The following is a 17,455-nucleotide window of genomic DNA, read 5'->3' on the forward strand; positions in this document are numbered from 1 at the left end:
CCGGTCGGAACGCCCCGCGTTCGAACTGCACTACCCGCACATGATCGAACGCATCCACGCCGAAGCCCACGTCGGCGGCGGCACCAGCCACGGTGCCCGTACCGAGGTCGAACACGCCGGGGGTAGCGGCCCGCTGTCCAGCGGCGTCCCCAACGACCAGGTCCGGTGACCGGGACCGCGGAGAACCGATCTCCCCGGCCGGCCGGGCCGTCGACGACGGTGTTGGTCACCGTCACCGGCCCCGACCGGCCAGGGGTCACCTCGGTGCTCTTCGGTGCTCTCGCGACCGAACCGGTCAGCCTGTACGACGTGGAACAGGTGGTGATCCGCAACCGGTTGACCCTCGGTGTGCTGGTGTCGACCGACGGTGATCCCGAACACCTTCAGGACGTGGTCGAGCAGGCGATGACCTCGGTGGACATGGAGGTCATCGTCGAGACCGGCGAGGGATTGACGGCGTCCCGTTCGGTGTCCAGCCATGCCGTGGTGATCCTCGGCAGCCCCATCACCGCACGCGCCTTCCGGGCCATCGCCGCCGAACTGGCAGGTCAGGGCGGCAACATCGACTCCATCCGCGGTATCGCCGACTACCCGCTCACCGGTCTGGAGCTGCTGATCAGCGTCGACCGCGACGATGTGGCCGCCGACGCCGCGCTGCGCAAGGGACTGGCCGCCGTCGCCGCCCGACACGGCATCGACGTGGCGGTCGAACGTGGCGGGCTGGCCCGGCGTGCGAAACGGCTCGTCGTGTTCGACGTCGACTCCACCCTGATCCAGGGTGAGGTCATCGAGATGCTCGCCGCGTACGCCGGTCGCGAAGCGGAGGTCGCCGCCGTCACCGAGGCCGCCATGCGCGGCCAGATCGACTTCGGTGAGTCGCTGCACCGGCGGGTCGCGGCCCTCGAGGGTCTCGACGCCTCGATTCTCGAGGAGGTGGCCGCAGACCTGGAGCTCACCCCGGGCGCGCGCACCACCGTGCGCACCCTGCGCCGTCTCGGTTACCACTGCGGCGTGGTGTCGGGCGGATTCCGTCAGGTCATCGACCCGCTCGCGCACGAGTTGGAACTGGACTTCGTGCGCGCCAACACCCTGGAGATCGTCGACGGCAAGCTCACCGGGCGGGTGATCGGCGAGGTCGTCGATCGGCCGGCCAAGGCCCGGGCGCTGCGGGCCTTCGCCGACCAGACCGGGGTGCCGTTGGAACAGACCGTCGCCGTGGGCGACGGTGCCAACGACATCGACATGCTCACCGTCGCCGGGTTGGGGATCGCCTTCAACGCCAAGCCGGCCCTGGCCGAGGTCGCCGATGCCGCCCTGTCGTATCCGTTCCTCGACGCGGTCCTGTTCATCCTCGGCGTGACCCGCGACGAGATCGAGGCCGCCGACGCCGTGGACGGTTTGATACGACGCGTTCCGTTGGCCTGACCCGGTGACCTTCGACGACCGTTATCGCCGGTTGGTGGACCGTACCGGCAACCGCATCGACCCGGATGATCCTGCCGACGTGCTGGCGATGCCGGTGATCGTCCGTATCGAGAAGTCCGACCCGCCCGCGCGTGCCGACCTGCTGGTCGCGGCGGCCCGCGCCGCGGTGCTGCTGTGCCTGGACGAGCGGGGCGACCCCGGTGGACCGTGGGCGTCCGCCCTGGATTCCTGGTGTGGGGCGCGTATCCGCAAGATCGCCCGACGCGCCCGCGGCACCCACTGGGTCGCCGCCGGTGACGTGGACGGGGTCACCACCGAGGACGGGACCGGTGCGGCGCGGGCGATCCTGCCCGGACCCGTCGGCGCGGTGGATCGCCGGATCGCTCGGCTGCAGATCGGCGGCACCGACCTGTCCGGTGACCTACCGGCGCTGCGCTCCGCGGCCGACGTCGGGCCCGTCGTCCTCGCGGTGAATCCCGGCCTGACCATGACCGTCGGCAAACTCGCCGCTCAGGTCGGCCACGGGTCGATGCTCGCGGCCGGACTGTTCCCCTCCGACGAGGCAGAGCGGTGGTACGACGACGCCTGTCCACTGTCGGTGTGTTCGGTGACCGGCGACGGCTGGCGGGAGCTGCTCCGCGCGGCCGACGACGACGACGGTACGGCGGTTGCGGTCCGTGACGCGGGGTACACCGAGATCGCGCCGGGATCGGTGACCGTCATCGCTGCTCGCGCCTCTAGGCTGGTGCCATGACCGAGTTACCCGACTGGGCCGTCGAATTGGACCTGAACCCGCATCCGGAAGGCGGTTGGTACCGGCAGACCTGGGCCAGCGAACTCGAACTGCCGGAACATGTTCTGCCCCTCGGCTACTCAGGGGCGCGGGCTGGTGCGACCGCTGTGCTGTTCCTGTTGCTGCCGGGTGAGGAATCCGCCTGGCACCGCGTCCGTAGCGCCGAGATCTGGTTGCACCACCGGGGATCGGCGCTCGAACTCGGTCGCGGCGGACTCGGGGAGGGTCCGGAGCCCGCCGGGGTGGAGATCCTCGGCCCGGCCGTCGAACGTGGCCAACGACCCCAGGCGATCATCGCCCCGGGGGAGTGGCAGAGCGCCCGGCCGATCGACGACGAACCCGCACTGGTCAGTTGCATCGTGGTCCCGGGGTTCGACTTCGACGACTTCAGCCTCGCCTGACGCGGCCGATCCGCCCGGTATCCGGGTCCGTACCGCCGTGGTGCGGCACGATGGACCACGTGCGTGACACCGATCCCGATCTCCTCATCGACTTCGAGGACGTGAGCCTCGTCCGCGGCGGAACCACCCTCGTCGGCCCGGTCGACTGGCAGGTGGAACTCGACGAACGCTGGGTGGTCCTGGGGCCCAACGGGGCAGGGAAGACGTCGCTGCTGCGGATGGCCGCGGCCGAGCTGCATCCGAGCTCAGGGTCCGCTCACGTCCTCGGCGAGCGCCTCGGCACCGTCGACCTGCGGGAGTTGACCACGCGGATCGGCACCTCGTCGTCGGCGATGGCCGGGCGCGTCCCCGCCGACGAGCCGGTATCGGATCTGGTCATCTCGGCGGGGTACGCGGTGCTCGGCCGGTGGCGCGAGGAATACGACGAGGTGGACCGCGAACAGGCCGTGGAGACGCTGGAGTCGATGGGCGCGGAACACCTCGCCGACCGGCGATTCGGCACCCTGTCGGAGGGGGAGCGCAAGCGGGTGCTGATCGCCCGGGCCTTGATGACCGACCCCGAACTGCTCCTGCTGGACGAACCCGCCGCCGGGCTCGACCTGGGCGGCCGCGAAGAACTCGTCGCGCGCCTGTCGGCGCTGGCCCTCGACCCGGACGCCCCCGCCTCGGTGCTCATCACCCACCACGTGGAGGAGATCCCCGAGGGGTACACCCACGCGATGCTGCTGCGTGAGGGTGGGGTGGTCGCGCAGGGTCTGCTCGAGGAGGTGCTGACGTCGAAGAACCTGTCCGACACCTTCAGTCAGGCCATCACCGTCACCCGCGACGGCCGGCGCTGGTTCGCCCGGCGGTCCCGGCGGTCGGGTGGCCACCGGCGCGCCCGGTGACCACGCCCGTCCGGGACGCGGCCACCGTCGTCCTCATCCGCGACGGTGAGCAGTTCGGTCGAGCCGGCACGGGTGTCGAGGTGTTCCTGATGCGCCGAGTCCGGCAGATGGCCTTCGCGGGTGGGATGACGGTGTTCCCCGGCGGTGGTGTCGACCCGACCGATGCCCGTCCCACCCACGGCACCGTCGCCCTCCCGTGGACGGGGCCGGATCCCGACGAGTGGGCGTCGTCGCTGGGCGCCGACGTCGCGACCACCCAGGCCCTGGTCTGCGCCGCGGTCCGGGAGACCTTCGAGGAGTGTGGGGTGTTGCTGGCCACCGACTCGTCGGGCACCTTCCCCGACGTCGGGGCCCTGCAGGCCGACCGACGTGCGCTGGAGGCCAAGACGCTGTCGGTCGCGACCTTTCTGCGCGATCGTGGGCTCACCCTGCGCGCCGACCTGATCCGTCCGCTGGCGCACTGGATCACCCCGGAGGCCGAGTCGCGCAGGTACGACACACGGTTCTTCCTCGCCGCCCTGCCCGAGGGGCAGAACGCGGACGGCGAGACCACCGAGGCCGCCGAGACCGGATGGTCGACGCCGCGAGCCGCACTGGACGCCTGGGCCGCGGGACGCCACCACCTGTTGCCACCCACCTGGGCGCAGCTGCGGTATCTGGACGGTTTCCGCACGGTCGCCGACGCCATGGCCGCCGAGTCGGTGATCGAACCGATCCAGCCGACGATCGTGTCGGACGGTACGCACACCCGCATCGTGTTCGACGGCGACGCCGACTATCTCGGCGCGCGCACCGGCGTTCAGCTGCCCTGATCGGGCCCGGACTCCTCCAACTCCGCCCGGTCCGCCCACTCCAGCAGGGTGTCGAGCCGAAAGGCCTCGTCATCGATCTCGGCGTGCAGGTCGCCGAGGCGGGCGTAACGTGCGGGCACGGTCGCGATGGTGAAGTCGCGGGGGTCGATGTCGTCGATCTCCGCCCACGCGATCGGTGTGGAGACCGTGGCCTCCGGATTGCCGCGTACCGAGTAGGCCGCGGCGATGGTGTGGTCACGAGTGTTCTGGTTGTAGTCGACGAACACCGCGGCCGGATCACGGTCCTTGCGCCACCAGGTGGTGGTGATCTCGGCCGGATTGCGTCGTTCGACCTCCATGGCGAACGCCTGCGCCGCGCGACGCACCTGCGTGAACCCCCATTCCGGGACGATCCGCACGTACACGTGCAGCCCGCGCCCGCCGGAGGTCTTGGGAAACCCCCGGATCCCGAGCTCGTCGAGTACCTCGTGGACCACGTGGGCGCTGCGTTGTACCCGGTCGAACGAACAGTCGGGCATCGGGTCGAGATCGATACGCCATTCGTCGGGCTTCTCGGTGTCGAAGCGGCGCGAGTTCCACGGGTGGAACTCCACGGTCGACATCTGGGTCGCCCAGATCACGTCGGCGAGTTCGGTGACACACAACTCGTCGGCGGTACGGCCGTACCGCGGGAAGTAGATGTTCACCGTCTGTACCCACGGCGGTGCCCCGGCCGGGATGCGCTTCTGATGCACCTTCTGCCCGGCCACCCCCTTGGGGAAGCGATGCAGCATGCAGGGTCGGTCGCGCAGGGCGCGGACGATGCCATCGGAGACCGACAGGTAGTACTCGACGAGGTCGAGTTTGGTCTCACCGCGGGTGGGGAAGTACACGCGGTCGGGGCTCGACACCGACACCGTCCGGTCACCGACGATGAGTTCGATCCGCTCGCCCATCACCCTCCCGTGTCCGACTCGTCCGCAAGCCTAATCGTGGCCCCGCCGGCGTGCGGGTGCTCCGGCCCGGGGCAGTGGCAGGCGCGACTCCCCGAAAACTGCGGGAAATCCGATATCCCGCAATTGTCGGGATGTCCTGGCGATGCATCGGCGGGACTTCACGGATTCGGCGGGAAAACCGTCGTACGGGTCGGGCACCGCGCTCCCGACCGACTCCCTCGACATCGACCGGTGGCGCTCACCCGGTAACGTTCCCGGCATGCCTGAGTTTGTCACCCTCGAGACCAGCGACGACGCGCCCGGTGTGGGGACCATCCTGCTGAACCGACCGCCGATGAACGCCCTCAACCGGCAGCTTCAGCGCGAGCTGCTCGAGGTGGCCCGCGAGGCGACCGTCCGCGACGACATCCGCGCGGTGGTTCTCTACGGCGGGCCCAAGGTGCTGGCCGCCGGTGCGGACATCAAGGAGATGAACGACATGTCGTTCGCCGAGATGAGCAAGCTCGCGGGCGATCTGCAGGAGGGGCTCGGCGCGCTGTCGACGATCCCCAAACCGACGGTCGCGGCGATCACCGGCTACGCCCTCGGCGGGGGCCTGGAGATCGCACTGGCCGCCGACCGGCGAATCGCGGGGGACAACGCCAAGCTCGGCGTCCCGGAGATCCTGCTCGGTGTGATCCCCGGTGGCGGTGGTACCCAACGACTGGCCCGGCTCATCGGACCGTCGCGGGCCAAGGACATGGTCTTCACCGGCCGCTTCGTCGGCGCCGAGGAGGCGTTGTCCATCGGGCTCGTCGACGAGGTGGTCGCCCCCGACGACGTGTACACCGCGGCCGTGGCCTGGGCCGCACAGTTCTCCTCGGCCGCCGCCGTCGCGTTGGCCGGCGCCAAGGCCGCGATCGACCAGGGCCTCGACACCGACCTGGGCACCGGGTTGAAGATCGAACGCCAGGTCTTCGCCTCGCTGTTCGCGACCGAGGACCGGGCCATCGGGATGACCTCGTTCATCGAGAACGGTCCCGGCAAGGCCGAATTCACCGGAGAGTAGGCAGTACCCATGACCACGACAGACCCCGCGCCGCACCCGCACGCCACCGCCGACGAGGTACAGGCCGCACTGCAGGACACCAAACTCGCCCAGGTGCTCTACCACGACTGGGAGGCCGAGACCTACGACGACAAATGGTCCATCTCCTACGACGAGCGATGCATCGACTACGCGCGTGGCCGATTCGACGCCATCGTCGGCGACGAGCCGCTGCCGTACGGGCGGGCGCTCGAACTGGGGTGCGGCACCGGTTTCTTCCTACTGAACCTCATGCAGTCCGGGGTGGCCGAGACGGGATCGGTCACCGACCTGTCGCCCGGCATGGTCAAGGTCGCGTTGCGGAACGCGCAGAACCTGGGCCTGCAGGTCGACGGCCGGGTCGCCGACGCGGAAACCATCCCCTACGACGACAACACCTTCGACCTGGTGGTGGGACATGCGGTGCTGCACCACATCCCCGACGTACAGCAGGCGTTGGCCGAGGTGCTGCGGGTGCTGAAACCGGGCGGGCGGTTCGTCTTCGCCGGTGAACCGTCGACCATCGGTGATTTCTACGCCCGCTGGGTGTCGCGGGCCACCTGGGCCGCGACCACCACGGTCACCAGGTGGGGACCCCTACAATCGTGGCGTCGCCCCCAGGAGGAACTCGACGAGTCGTCGCGGGCCGCCGCGTTGGAGGCCGTGGTGGACATCCACACCTTCGACCCCGCCGACCTCGCCGACACCGCCCGCCGTGCCGGTGCTGTGCACGTCGAGACCGCCACCGAGGAACTCGCTGCCGCGTTGCTGGGATGGCCGGTGCGGACCTTCGAGGCCGCGGTGCCGCCGGAGAAACTGGGCTGGGGATGGGCGCGTTTCGCATTCGGCGGGTGGAGGAGGCTGTCCTGGTTGGACGACCACGTGCTGCACCGGGTGGTCCCGCAGAAGTTCTTCTACAACGTGATGATCACCGGCACCAAGTCCGCCGCGGGCGCCTGATCCCGACGGCCGACGAGCTCACGCGGTGGCCTACGAGCTCACGATCGAGGACGTCCGCCACCTCGCCTCGGCCGACGGCACAGAGGCGCTCCGGGTGGCCGACGGCAAGTCGCTGCAGTCTGATTCGCTGATCGCCGATCTGGCCGACCTGCGCAGGCGGTTCCCGGGTCGGGAGGCCGCGCTGATCGAGACGGTCCGCGCGCGGCGTCGGGCGAGCGGACGCCTGCGGGACGCCGGGCGACTGTTGCTCACCGACGTCGCCGCCCAACAGGCGACCGCCACCCCGGTGGCCGCGGTCCGCGCGGCCGCCGTAGCGCGCCGGTATCCTGGGGCCTCGGTCGCCGACGTGACCTGCTCGATCGGCGCCGAACTCCGTGAGCTGACGCGTACGCCGGGTATCGGTGCGGTGATCGGTGCCGACCTGGACCCGGTGCGATTGGCCATGGCCCGGCACAACTGTCCCGACATCCCGCTGGTGCGCGCCGACGCACTCGCACCTGCGGTGCGCGCCGACGTGGTGGTCGCCGACCCGGCGCGGCGCACCGACGGCGGACGCACCTTTCGGCTGGAGGATCTGTCGCCACCGTTGCCCGACCTGTTGGATGTGTACGCCGGCCGGCCACTGGTGGTGAAATGTGCACCCGGACTGGATCATCGGGCGCTGCGTGAACGCTTCGGTCTCACCGGGGAGGTGCAGGTGGTGTCGCTGGACGGTGGTGTGCGCGAGGCGGTCGTCTGGACCGAGACGGTCGATGGGGTGACCGCACGGGCCACCGTGCTGCGGTCGACCGGTGGTTCCCACGAGATCACCGACATCGAGTCGGACGATGTCGCGGTGGCCGAGCCGGGACGGTACCTGTTCAACCCCGACGGTGCCGTGGTCCGCGCCGGACTGGTGCGGCACTTCGCCGCTCGGCACGGTCTGTGGCAGATCGACTCGCAGATCGCGCATCTCACCGGCGATCGGATACCGGCCGGCGAGCGTGGATTCGAGATTCTCGAGCGGTGCCCGACCGCGGAGAAGCACCTTCGACGGGCGCTACGGGACCACGACTGCGGCAGCCTGGAGATCCTGGTCCGTGGGGTGGATGTCGACCCCGATCGGCTGCGCAACCGCCTGCGGCTCGCCGGTGATCGGCCACTGGCTCTCGTCATCACCCGCATCGGCCGTACCGCGGTCGGCTTCATCTGCCGACCCGGGGTGCGTGCCCCGGTGCTCGAGACCACCGCTCTCGAGGAGGTCCTGCGCCGAGCCGGGTGACCGGGTTCAGCTCGTCGGTGTCTTGGCCTGGGGTTTGTCGAGGAAGTACACCTCGCCGAGATTGGTGGCGGTGGCGAGTTGTCCGGCTGCCGACACCGAGACGCCGGTGACGAAACCGACAGACCCCGGCAGCGCGACCGTCCGGACATCCCTGCCGTCGGCGGCGGACACCTCCCGCAACGACAATGCGTCGCCGCCCTTGTCGCGTACCGGGACCCATACGGTCTTCGACTGTGTCGCTGTCGACAGTCCCACGACACCGAGATCGTCGCGCCGCCAGGCGACCTCGGCTTTGGTGCCCTTGTCGCGCAGGGCCAGCAGCGGACCGCCGAGCACCGGGGTGGGAACGATCAGTCCGTCGGGGGAGACGGTCATCGTGCCGAACCCGTACCCGCCGATGTACTGGTCCCACTTGGGCTTCCCGGTCGCGGCATCGATGGCGTACAGGCTGCCCAGCCTGCCGAACACGTACAGGGTCTTGTTGTCGGCGGACAGCGTCGGGGCGCCGATCACACCCCCGGGTATGTCGCTCTTCCACGCCTCCCGGATGGTGCGCCCACCCTTGTCCGGCGCATACGACAGGGCGCGCACCTGTGATGCGATGGATCCTTTGGGCCAGATGTTCAGGTAGAACCGCCGCGCCGCGCTGTCCACCGCGGGCGATGTCGCTATCGGGCAGTGCGGACCGCCGGTGATGCAGTCGCCCAGTCCCTCGGCGGGTTTGGCGGGGTCGGCGCCGGGATACAGATCGAGCTCCGGGGCGATGGGATCGCCGGTCTGGGCGTCGAAGAGCACCACCTGCCCCTGCGTGGTGACCAGCAGCACCTGTCCGGGACCGGCGAACTTGGCGGGCAGCGGTGCGCCGATGGTCGGGAAACGCCACCGGATGATGCCGCTACCGTTCAGGGCCAGGAAGCGGCCCGGTTCACCGAGGTACACGTTGTCGGATTGGTCGACCAGCATGGCGTTGAGTTCGACACCGGAGGCCATCCGGGTGCAGAAGTTCTTGCGACCGGCACGCGGGTCGAAGTAGAAGACGTTGCACCCCGACGGCGTGTCGGAGGTGACCCCCACGTTGCTGCGCCCGGAGATCGTGACCGGCGCCGAGATCGGTCCACCGGTGGGCCGGGTCCATCGCACGGCGACGTCCGATGCGACGGTGGGATACGCGAAGTTCGAGTTCGCGGCGTCACCACCCCAACTCGACCAGCCCACGGAGGCGCGTGCGCTGACGTCGTCGGCGCCATCGGAACAGGCGCTGATGGCAAGAGTCGCAACCGCTGCCGTCACCAGGGCATGTGTCCAACGGCGGGTGACGGTCGACGGCATGCGGTGAAGCCTATCGTGTGCCGTTCGGCACTCCCGGCTCGTCTAGGGTGTGTCCCCATGACGCGCAATCCGGGCTCGATGCCGCGCACCTCGCGTCGCAGTCGTCACGCCGGCGAGCAGCCTCGCTTCATGACTCCGGCCACGCTGCGGTGGATTCGCGACAACCGGGCCTACACACCCTGGTACCTGATCCGGTACTACCGGTTCCTGCGGTTCCGGCTGCGCCATCCCGAGGTGGTGCTGCGCGGGATGGTCTTCTTCGGCAAGGACATCGAGTTCGTGACCGACCCGGAGCTGGCGCGGGTGGAGATCGGCCGCTGGGTGCACATCGGCGACGGTAACCACATCCGCTGCCACGAGGGGTCGCTGCGCATCGGCGACAAGGTGGTGTTCGGGCAGAACAACGTGGTCAACGCCTATCTCGACATCGAGATCGGATCGTCCACGCTGGTCGCTGACTGGTGTTACATCACCGACTTCGACCATCGGATGGACGACGTCACCCGCCCCATCAAGGACCAGGGCATCGTCAAGGGTCCGGTGCGCATCGGCGCCGACACCTGGATCGCGGCCAAGGTGTCGGTGCTCCGCGACACCGTGGTGGGGCGCGGCTGCGTCCTCGGCGCCCATGCCGTGGTCAAAGGGGTCATCCCGGACTTCTCCATCGCGGTCGGCGCACCCGCGAGGGTGGTGCGCGACCGCCGACAGGCCTGGGAGGCCGGCGCCGCCGACCGGGCCGAGCTGGAACGGGCACTGGCCGACATCGAACGCAAGAAGCGCGAGAAGCTCTGACGTCAGCTCTGCTGGTCCGGGTCTCTCTCGGGCAAGGGTCGTTCCGCGATGACCGGGCGACCCAGCGGGTGGCGGACCCGTCGTTTGGTGTGCTGATAGACCGCGACGGTTCGTCGGGCGACCAACTCCCAGGTGAAGTCCTCGCCCAGTCGTTCGTACGCGGCGCGGGCGCGGCGTTGGGCGGCGGCCGGATCGTCGAGCACCCGACGCGCCGCATTCGCGAGTCCGGCCACGTCACCCGGCGCGAAAGTGACCCCGGTGACCCCGTCGGTCACCGCCTCGCCGAGACCGCCCGCGGTGGAGGTGACCAGCGGGGTCCCGCTCGCCGCCGCCTCCAGCGCGACGATCCCGAACGGTTCGTATCGGCTGGGCAGCACGATCGCGGCGCTGTCGGCCAGCAGCGACTCCAGCCGGGCGTGGTCCACGCGCCCGTCGAAGGTGACCGCGCGGGTCACCCGGTGGCGGCGGACGAGCTCGCGCAGCCACGTCTCCTGGGTGCCGTCACCGGCGATCACCAGTGTGGTGCCGGGATGGCTGCGCCGGATCCTGGGCAGCGCGGCCAGTAGGTCCTGGATGCCCTTCTCGTACTCCAGGCGTCCTGCGTACAGCAGCTGCGCAGGCCCGGACCGTTCCCGCCGCGGGCGGTACGGCCAGGCGGTGGTGTCGATCCCGTTGTGGATCACCGTGATGTCGGCGAGGTCGGGACCGAACAGCCGGCTCACCTCGTCACGCATCGACGTCGAGCAGGTGACGATCGCGTCGGACTCGGCGGCCAGCCACCACTCCACCGAGTGCACCTGGCGGTTGATCCGACCGGAGACCCACCCGCTGTGCCTGCCCGCTTCGGTGGCGTGGATGGTCGTGACCAGCGGTAGGTCGGCGAACTCGGCCACCGCGATCGCCGCGTGCGCGACCAACCAATCGTGCGCATGCACCACGTCGGGTACCCATCCACCGTTCGACAACAGCCGCAGACCCGCCCGGACCATCGCATGGCCCATGGCCAGCGTCCAGGCCATCATGTCGGTGGCGAACCCGAACTCGGCCGGATCCTCGGCCACCGCCACCACCCGCACCCCGTTGACCACGGTGTCGGTGGTGGGTGCGGTGGCCGCGTCACTGCCTCCGGGGCGACGGCTGAGCACCGCGACGTCGTGACCGGCGGTGGCCAGACTCTCGGCGAGATGGTGGACGTGGCGACCCAGCCCGCCGATCACCACCGGCGGGTACTCCCAGGAGACGAGCAGGATTCTCATCCGCAGGCGGTACCGGGCAGTCGTCGGGCGTCGAGGGCCGCGAACTGGTTGTCCGGGCGCGCCCAACCCGCCGCCAGATCGCGCGCCGGTGACTCACGACCGCCGTCGGCGGCCCAGCAGATCTCGCGAGTGGCGTGGGCGTGCTCGAAAGCCCGGTCGCGGGCGTACTGCGCGGCGGTGTCCTTGGACACCATGAACGCCCAGTCCGACGACACGGTCAGCAGGGCCTCGCGGAGTACCTGGTCGCTGACGGGGTCGCGGAGTGCGCCGCGTTGGGCCAGCCGCTTGTCCACGGTGTCCAGGGCGGTGGAGACCACCTCGCGGTTCAGTTGCACCAGATCGGCGACCTGCGGACCGTTCCACACCCGCCAGTCCTTGCCCGATCCCCACGAGCTGTCGTCCAGGCGGACGGGTTCGCCGACGAAGCCACCCTCGCGTGCGGTCTGCAGCGACCCCACCCGGACTCCCGCTTCGGGGAGCAGTCGCAGCACCTGTTCCAGCCACTGTGGACCCTCGTACCACCAGTGTCCGAACAGCTCGGTGTCGAAGGCGGCCACCACCAGGGCCGGCCGACCGATACGGTCCGATTCGGCGACGAGACGGTCGCGGACGTGGGCGACGAAGTCGGCCGCGTGCCTGCTGACCGCCGCCGTGGCGCGGTCGGGGTCGTAGGGTTTCTTCTGCTCGCCGGCGACCGACCGCCCGGTGACGCGGACCCCCTTGAGGCCGGTGCCGTGGTGGTAGGTGTGGAAATCGCGATAGGCCGCGTGTCCGGGATAGCCCGATCGCGGGGACCACACCCGGTAGCTGATCGGCAGATCACGAGCGAACGCGACGACGTCGCTGTCGCCGACCGTCCGTCCGAGTGCCGAATCGCCGTGCAGGGCAGGCCCGTCCACCAAGAAGTGCCGTACGCCGGCCGCGGCGTAGAGAGTCTCCATCCCGGGGGCGAAACCGCATTCGGGTGCCCAGATGCCTGCGGGCGTACGTCCCACCCGCAGTCGGGTGTCGGCAAGTCCCTCGCGCAAGCCGAACTCCCGTAACCGCGGATCGAGCAGCGGTTGGAACGGGTGGGTCAGTGGGCCGGACAGCAACTCCACCGTTCCGGCGTCGACCAGTGCGCGCAGCGGAGCCGAACCGCCGTGCCGCCATCGCGTCTCGAATGTCCCCAGCGCGGCCGCGGCGGCGCGGTGTTCGCGATGTCCCAGCCTGCGGACGGCGCCGTCGGGGGTCTGCGCGGCCTCCCGAGCACGCAATTGCCAGTCGGCGAGCCACTCGTGCATCGACCTCAGGCAGTGCGGGTCGTCGAGTTGGGCGGCCAGCACCGGGGTGACCCCGAGCGTCAGTTGGTCGGTGAAACCGTCGTCGGCCAGGCGTCGCAGCGCCTCGACGACCGGCAGATACGAACCCGCCCACGACTGGTAGAGCCACTCCTCGCCGACCGGCCACCGACCGTGGTTGGCCAACCACGGCAGGTGCGAGTGCAGGACCAGGGAGAACTGTCCGGGAACCGACGCCGTCATGCCCGTTCGGCGATCGCGAACAGGTCGAGCGACGCGTCGATGTCGGCGTCCGCCTCGCGGGTCACCACGAAGTCGTCGGCGGCCACCGCGGCGACGTCGCCGGCCAGATCATCCGGCCACGGCGTTCCCGCCAGGGCGCGGTCGATCTGGGCGTCGATGATCGAGCCGCCCCACTTCTCGTCGAGGTCGCCCAACCGCGTCCCGTGGTGGACGCCGAGCATCTCCCGGACGCGTAGGCCACCGTCGGTGAGCAGTGCGCGCAATTCCGCCGCGTTCAGCTCCCGGGTGTGGAACGGGTTGAGCGGGGTGTCGCGGCCGGGGGAGAAGGTGATCCGGTTGGGCGTGCTGATCAGCAACAACCCGCCCGGACGCAGCACGCGGACACATTCGGCGACGAACGCGGGCTGATCCCACAGGTGTTCGATGACCTGGAAGTTGACCACCACGTCCACCGATGCGTCGGACAGCGGGAGGTCGACGAGGTTGCCCTGGTGCACGGTGAGCCGTGGGTAGCGGGCCCGGGTGTGGGCGACCGCGGCCGTGTCGTAGTCCACGCAGGTCACCGACCGCGCCGCGTCGGCGATCATGTCCGCGCCGTATCCCTCGCCGGAACCGGCCTCGAGGACGTCGCGGTCCGCGCAGAGGTCGAGGATCTGTCGATAGGCGATCTCGTGCCTGCGGAACCAGTAGTTCTCGGTCTCGATGCCGGGGACGGTGCGTTCACCGGTGAGCATCAGGGTCCCGGCCGTGGTCCCGGCACCCGGGCTCGGGGCCTGCGCGGTCGGCGGATGGGGGGTCGCGGACGCCCCGGCGACCGGGTGCGGCGCGACGGGATGTGCGTCGTTCATCGTGCGAAGCCTAGTGCGCCGCCCGCGGGCGGCGTCACCGACCGTTGCCCGAGTTCCGTGCGAGGTGCCTTCCGCGGCCGGTCGCGGCGGCGCAGCGGAAGTGTGATGAGCTGCATGTTGACGATAGAGTGGTGGGAACCCCAGAGTTCTTACCCAGCGGTAAGTTGTCACGAATCCGATGCAGGAGGTCGACGAAGACCCATGACGAACATTGTCGTTCTGATCAAGCAGGTGCCGGACACCTGGTCCGAGCGCAAGCTCACCGACACCGACTACACGCTGGACCGCGAGTCCGCCGACGCGGTGCTCGACGAGATCAACGAGCGGGCCGTCGAAGAGGCGTTGCAGATCAAGGAAGCCGGTGAGGGTGAGGTCACCATCCTGACCGCCGGACCCGACCGCGCCACCGACGCCATCCGCAAGGCGTTGTCGATGGGTGCCGACAAGGCCATCCACATCCAGGACGACGCCCTGCACGGTGCCGACGCGGTGCAGACCGCCTACGTGCTGGCCCGCGCGCTCGGCACCATCGAGGGCCTGGAACTGGTGATCGCGGGTAACGAGGCGACCGATGGCCGGATGGGCGCCATCCCGGCCATGATCGCGGAATTCGTCGAGTTGCCGCACCTGACCCACCTGCGCAAGCTCACCGTCTCCGGTGACGAGCTGACCGGTGAGCGCGAGACCGACGACGGCATCTTCCACGTGGAGGCCTCACTGCCCGCGATCGTCAGCGTCAACGAGAAGATCAACGAGCCGCGGTTCCCGTCCTTCAAGGGCATCATGGCCGCGAAGAAGAAAGAAGTGCAGGTCGTGTCGTTGGCCGACCTCGGCGTCGAGGGTGACGACGACTGGCTGGCCACCACGCTGAGCCAGGTCGAGTCGTTCGCGCCGAAGCCGCCGAAGACCGCAGGCGAGAAGGTCACCGACGAGGGTGACGGTGGCGACAAGGTCGCCGAGTACCTCGTCGGCCAGAAGATCATCTGACGCCGCGGCAGACACAGACCACACTCCGAGGAGAAGGAACATGGCAGAAGTACTGGTACTGGCCGAGGTCGACCCCGAAGGCGCCCTCAAGAAGGTCACCAATGAACTGATCACCGCGGCGCGCGCCATCGGCACCCCGTCGGTCGTGGTCGCCGGTAAGCCCGGCACCACCGACAGCATCGCCGACGCGCTCAAGGAGGCGGGCGCCGAGAAGATCTACGTCGCCGAGTCCGACGACGTGGACGGTTACCTGGTGGGACCCAAGGTCTCGATCCTGTCCGAACTGGCCGGCGAGGTCTCACCCGCGGGCATCATCGTCGCGGCCAATGCCGACGGCAAGGAGATCGCGGGACGGTTGGCGGTGCGGTTGGGCTCCGGCGTGCTGTGCGACATCGTCGATCTCAAAGACGACGCCACGGGCGTGCACAGTATCTTCGGTGGCGCGTTCACCGTCGACGCCAAGGCGACGGGCGCGACGCCGATCTACTCGATCCGTCCCGGTGGCGTGGAGGCGGAACCCCAGGCAGGAGCGGGTGAGCGGGTCGACAAGCAGGTGTCGACGGACGCCGTGGCCAACGCGGCCAAGATCACCAAGGTCGAGCCGAACGTCGGCGGCGACCGTCCGGAGCTGACCGAGGCCACCATCGTGGTCTCCGGCGGTCGCGGGGTGGGGTCGGAGGACAAGTTCCACGAGGTCATCGAGCCGCTGGCCGACTCGCTGGGTGCGGCCGTGGGTGCATCGCGCGCCGCGGTGGACTCGGGCTACTACCCCGGTCAGTTCCAGGTCGGTCAGACCGGCAAGACCGTGTCGCCGCAGCTGTACGTGGCACTGGGCATCTCCGGGGCCATCCAGCACCGTGCTGGTATGCAGACCTCGAAGACCATCGTCGCGGTCAACAAGGACGAGGAGGCGCCGATCTTCGAGATCGCCGACTTCGGCATCGTCGGTGACCTGTTCGACGTCGCACCGCAGCTCACCGAGGCGGTGAAGAAGCGCAAGGGCTGACTCCTCGCGCTCGGCAACATCGCGAAGGACCCCGGAGCCGATCGGCTCCGGGGTCCTTCGTTGTCCCGGGTCACGGGTTGGCTCGGTCCGGGTCGCGGGTGGGCTCGGTTACGGAGAGATGGGTCACACGTTGCGCGGAGTTCACGGCCGGTGCATGGACACGACACCCGACGGTGGGCGCGCGGTACCGGTCGGCCCGTAGACCTTGGGGCATGCGGACCTCGCTGGAATCAGAGACCCGGCCCCCAGACACTCGCATCGACGACCGCGCACTACCTGTCCTCGCCCATCCGTGGCTGCCGCACAGCCCGTGTGCGACCGGCTGCGTGGACACCGTGACCGCCGTGCGCCGACTGGTGCGGTGGTGGCGGTTGACGCGGACCACGTCCACCGCACTCGGCTGCCTGCTCGTCGGGGTGGTCGTCCGTCCGACCCCGCGCCTGATCCGCCGTGGGTACGTCCGGTGGGCCGCGCGCACGCTGCTGCGCGCGTTGGGGGTCACGGTCGAGATCGACGACCGGCGTCCGCATGCGGGCAAAGGCGTGGCCCTCGTGGTCGCCAACCACACGTCCATCCTCGACATCCTGGCCATCGCGTCGGTGGTGCCCGCGCGATTCGTGGCCAAGGCCGAGCTGACGGGTGCACCGGGGCTACGAACCCTGGTGTCCGCCTTCGGGATCATCCCCATCCGTCGCTCAGAACTGCGTTCTCTCCCGGACACCGTGGCCGCCGCGGTCGACGGGTTGCACGGCGACGACGCCGTCGGGGTGTTCCCGGAGGGCACCACCTGGTGCGGGCGGTCGTGGGGGCGGTTCCGTCCGGCCATGTTCCAGGCCGCGATCGACGCATCGATGCCGGTGCTGCCGGTGCACGTGGGTTATCGGGACGCATCCGGTCCCACCACCACGGCCGCCTTCGTCGGCGACGACGCGTTGACCGGGCCGTTGGCCCGGGTCATGGGTGGCCGCGACATCCGCGTGGTGGTGCGTCTGCACGAACTCCAGTCGGCGGGAACCGACCGCCGTGAGCTGGCCGCGCGGTGCGAACGGATCGTGTTCGGCGACCTCGACGACATGCTCGTGCACGGTGGCGCGATGCCGCTGGATCCGATCACCGTCCCGACCCCGGTCGACCGGCTCTCACTGGCCGGCTGACATCCCCGCGGCGTCGGGGG

Annotated in this window: 17 protein-coding genes; 12 read left to right on the forward strand and 5 right to left on the reverse strand. The window is 69.8% G+C overall.

The annotated features are described in order from the left end of the window. Positions 1 to 165: 165 nt before the first annotated feature. Genes serB through BW971_RS12050 form a run of 5 tightly spaced genes read left to right on the forward strand, consistent with a single transcriptional unit; the run spans position 166 to position 4,318 of the window. A complete protein-coding gene (gene serB / locus BW971_RS12030; protein WP_076479909.1) occupies positions 166 to 1,425 on the forward strand; it encodes a phosphoserine phosphatase SerB in 1,260 nt (419 codons plus the stop codon). 4 nt (positions 1,426 to 1,429) lie between these two features. Continuing rightward, positions 1,430 to 2,179: a peptidyl-tRNA hydrolase gene (locus BW971_RS12035; protein WP_076479911.1), complete on the forward strand. Its 750-nt coding sequence runs from the start codon at positions 1,430 to 1,432 to the stop codon at positions 2,177 to 2,179. Next, complete coding sequence (locus BW971_RS12040; RefSeq protein ID WP_076479913.1) at positions 2,176 to 2,619, forward strand: cupin domain-containing protein; 444 nt, start codon at positions 2,176 to 2,178, stop codon at positions 2,617 to 2,619. The genes BW971_RS12035 and BW971_RS12040 overlap by 4 nt, the downstream gene beginning before the upstream one ends. Positions 2,620 to 2,669: 50 nt before the next feature. After that, positions 2,670 to 3,506, forward strand: a complete 837-nt coding sequence (locus tag BW971_RS12045; protein ID WP_076479915.1) for an ABC transporter ATP-binding protein — start codon at positions 2,670 to 2,672, stop codon at positions 3,504 to 3,506. Continuing rightward, positions 3,503 to 4,318, forward strand: a complete 816-nt coding sequence (locus BW971_RS12050) for an NUDIX hydrolase (RefSeq protein ID WP_076479917.1) — start codon at positions 3,503 to 3,505, stop codon at positions 4,316 to 4,318. Before BW971_RS12045 ends, BW971_RS12050 begins: the two co-directional genes overlap by 4 nt. Here BW971_RS12050 and ligD read toward each other — a convergent pair. Beyond that, the gene (ligD, locus tag BW971_RS12055; protein ID WP_076479919.1) at positions 4,306 to 5,253 is read right to left on the reverse strand and encodes a non-homologous end-joining DNA ligase; all 948 of its coding nucleotides are present in this window, start codon (positions 5,251 to 5,253) and stop codon (positions 4,306 to 4,308) included. The two genes, BW971_RS12050 and ligD, sit on opposite strands and share 13 nt — an antisense overlap. Positions 5,254 to 5,512: 259 nt before the next feature. Between ligD and BW971_RS12060 the strand changes: the two genes are divergently transcribed. The 3 genes from BW971_RS12060 to BW971_RS12070 are packed head-to-tail and all read left to right on the forward strand — an operon-like array spanning position 5,513 to position 8,540. After that, on the forward strand, positions 5,513 to 6,301 hold the full coding sequence (locus tag BW971_RS12060) for an enoyl-CoA hydratase/isomerase family protein (protein ID WP_076480233.1): 789 nt from the start codon (positions 5,513 to 5,515) through the stop codon (positions 6,299 to 6,301). Positions 6,302 to 6,310: 9 nt separating this feature from the next. Continuing rightward, positions 6,311 to 7,279, forward strand: a complete 969-nt coding sequence (locus BW971_RS12065) for a class I SAM-dependent methyltransferase (RefSeq protein ID WP_076479921.1) — start codon at positions 6,311 to 6,313, stop codon at positions 7,277 to 7,279. 25 nt (positions 7,280 to 7,304) lie between these two features. Then, positions 7,305 to 8,540, forward strand: a complete 1,236-nt coding sequence (locus tag BW971_RS12070) for a class I SAM-dependent methyltransferase (protein WP_076479923.1) — start codon at positions 7,305 to 7,307, stop codon at positions 8,538 to 8,540. A gap of 6 nt (positions 8,541 to 8,546) precedes the next feature. Here BW971_RS12070 and BW971_RS12075 read toward each other — a convergent pair whose 3' ends face one another. Next, positions 8,547 to 9,869, reverse strand: coding sequence for an outer membrane protein assembly factor BamB family protein (locus tag BW971_RS12075; RefSeq protein ID WP_076479925.1), 1,323 nt, complete (start codon positions 9,867 to 9,869; stop codon positions 8,547 to 8,549). 57 nt (positions 9,870 to 9,926) lie between these two features. On the opposite strand from BW971_RS12075, the gene BW971_RS12080 reads away from it, so the two are divergent. Next, positions 9,927 to 10,661, forward strand: coding sequence for an acyltransferase (locus BW971_RS12080; RefSeq protein WP_076479927.1), 735 nt, complete (start codon positions 9,927 to 9,929; stop codon positions 10,659 to 10,661). A gap of 2 nt (positions 10,662 to 10,663) precedes the next feature. Here BW971_RS12080 and BW971_RS12085 read toward each other — a convergent pair whose 3' ends face one another. Genes BW971_RS12085 through BW971_RS12095 form a run of 3 tightly spaced genes read right to left on the reverse strand, consistent with a single transcriptional unit; the run spans position 10,664 to position 14,174 of the window. Next, positions 10,664 to 11,917 carry a glycosyltransferase family 4 protein gene (locus BW971_RS12085; RefSeq protein WP_076479929.1) on the reverse strand — a complete coding sequence of 418 codons (1,254 nt, stop codon included), beginning with the start codon at positions 11,915 to 11,917 and terminating at the stop codon, positions 10,664 to 10,666. Then, on the reverse strand, positions 11,914 to 13,440 hold the full coding sequence (locus BW971_RS12090; protein WP_076479931.1) for a 1,4-alpha-glucan branching protein domain-containing protein: 1,527 nt from the start codon (positions 13,438 to 13,440) through the stop codon (positions 11,914 to 11,916). Before BW971_RS12090 ends, BW971_RS12085 begins: the two co-directional genes overlap by 4 nt. After that, positions 13,437 to 14,174 carry a class I SAM-dependent methyltransferase gene (locus tag BW971_RS12095; protein WP_076480235.1) on the reverse strand — a complete coding sequence of 246 codons (738 nt, stop codon included), beginning with the start codon at positions 14,172 to 14,174 and terminating at the stop codon, positions 13,437 to 13,439. Before BW971_RS12095 ends, BW971_RS12090 begins: the two co-directional genes overlap by 4 nt. Before the next feature lie 315 nt (positions 14,175 to 14,489). Between BW971_RS12095 and BW971_RS12100 the strand changes: the two genes are divergently transcribed. From BW971_RS12100 to BW971_RS12110, 3 genes are all read left to right on the forward strand, one after another. Continuing rightward, positions 14,490 to 15,275, forward strand: coding sequence for an electron transfer flavoprotein subunit beta/FixA family protein (locus BW971_RS12100; protein ID WP_076479933.1), 786 nt, complete (start codon positions 14,490 to 14,492; stop codon positions 15,273 to 15,275). 40 nt (positions 15,276 to 15,315) lie between these two features. Beyond that, the gene (locus BW971_RS12105) at positions 15,316 to 16,281 is read left to right on the forward strand and encodes an electron transfer flavoprotein subunit alpha/FixB family protein (protein ID WP_076479935.1); all 966 of its coding nucleotides are present in this window, start codon (positions 15,316 to 15,318) and stop codon (positions 16,279 to 16,281) included. A 212-nt stretch (positions 16,282 to 16,493) separates the two neighbouring features. Next, positions 16,494 to 17,435: a lysophospholipid acyltransferase family protein gene (locus BW971_RS12110; protein ID WP_083709861.1), complete on the forward strand. Its 942-nt coding sequence runs from the start codon at positions 16,494 to 16,496 to the stop codon at positions 17,433 to 17,435. Positions 17,436 to 17,455: the final 20 nt, after the last annotated feature.

The organism is Williamsia sterculiae (genome assembly GCF_900156495.1).
GTDB lineage: Bacteria > Actinomycetota > Actinomycetes > Mycobacteriales > Mycobacteriaceae > Williamsia_B > Williamsia_B sterculiae.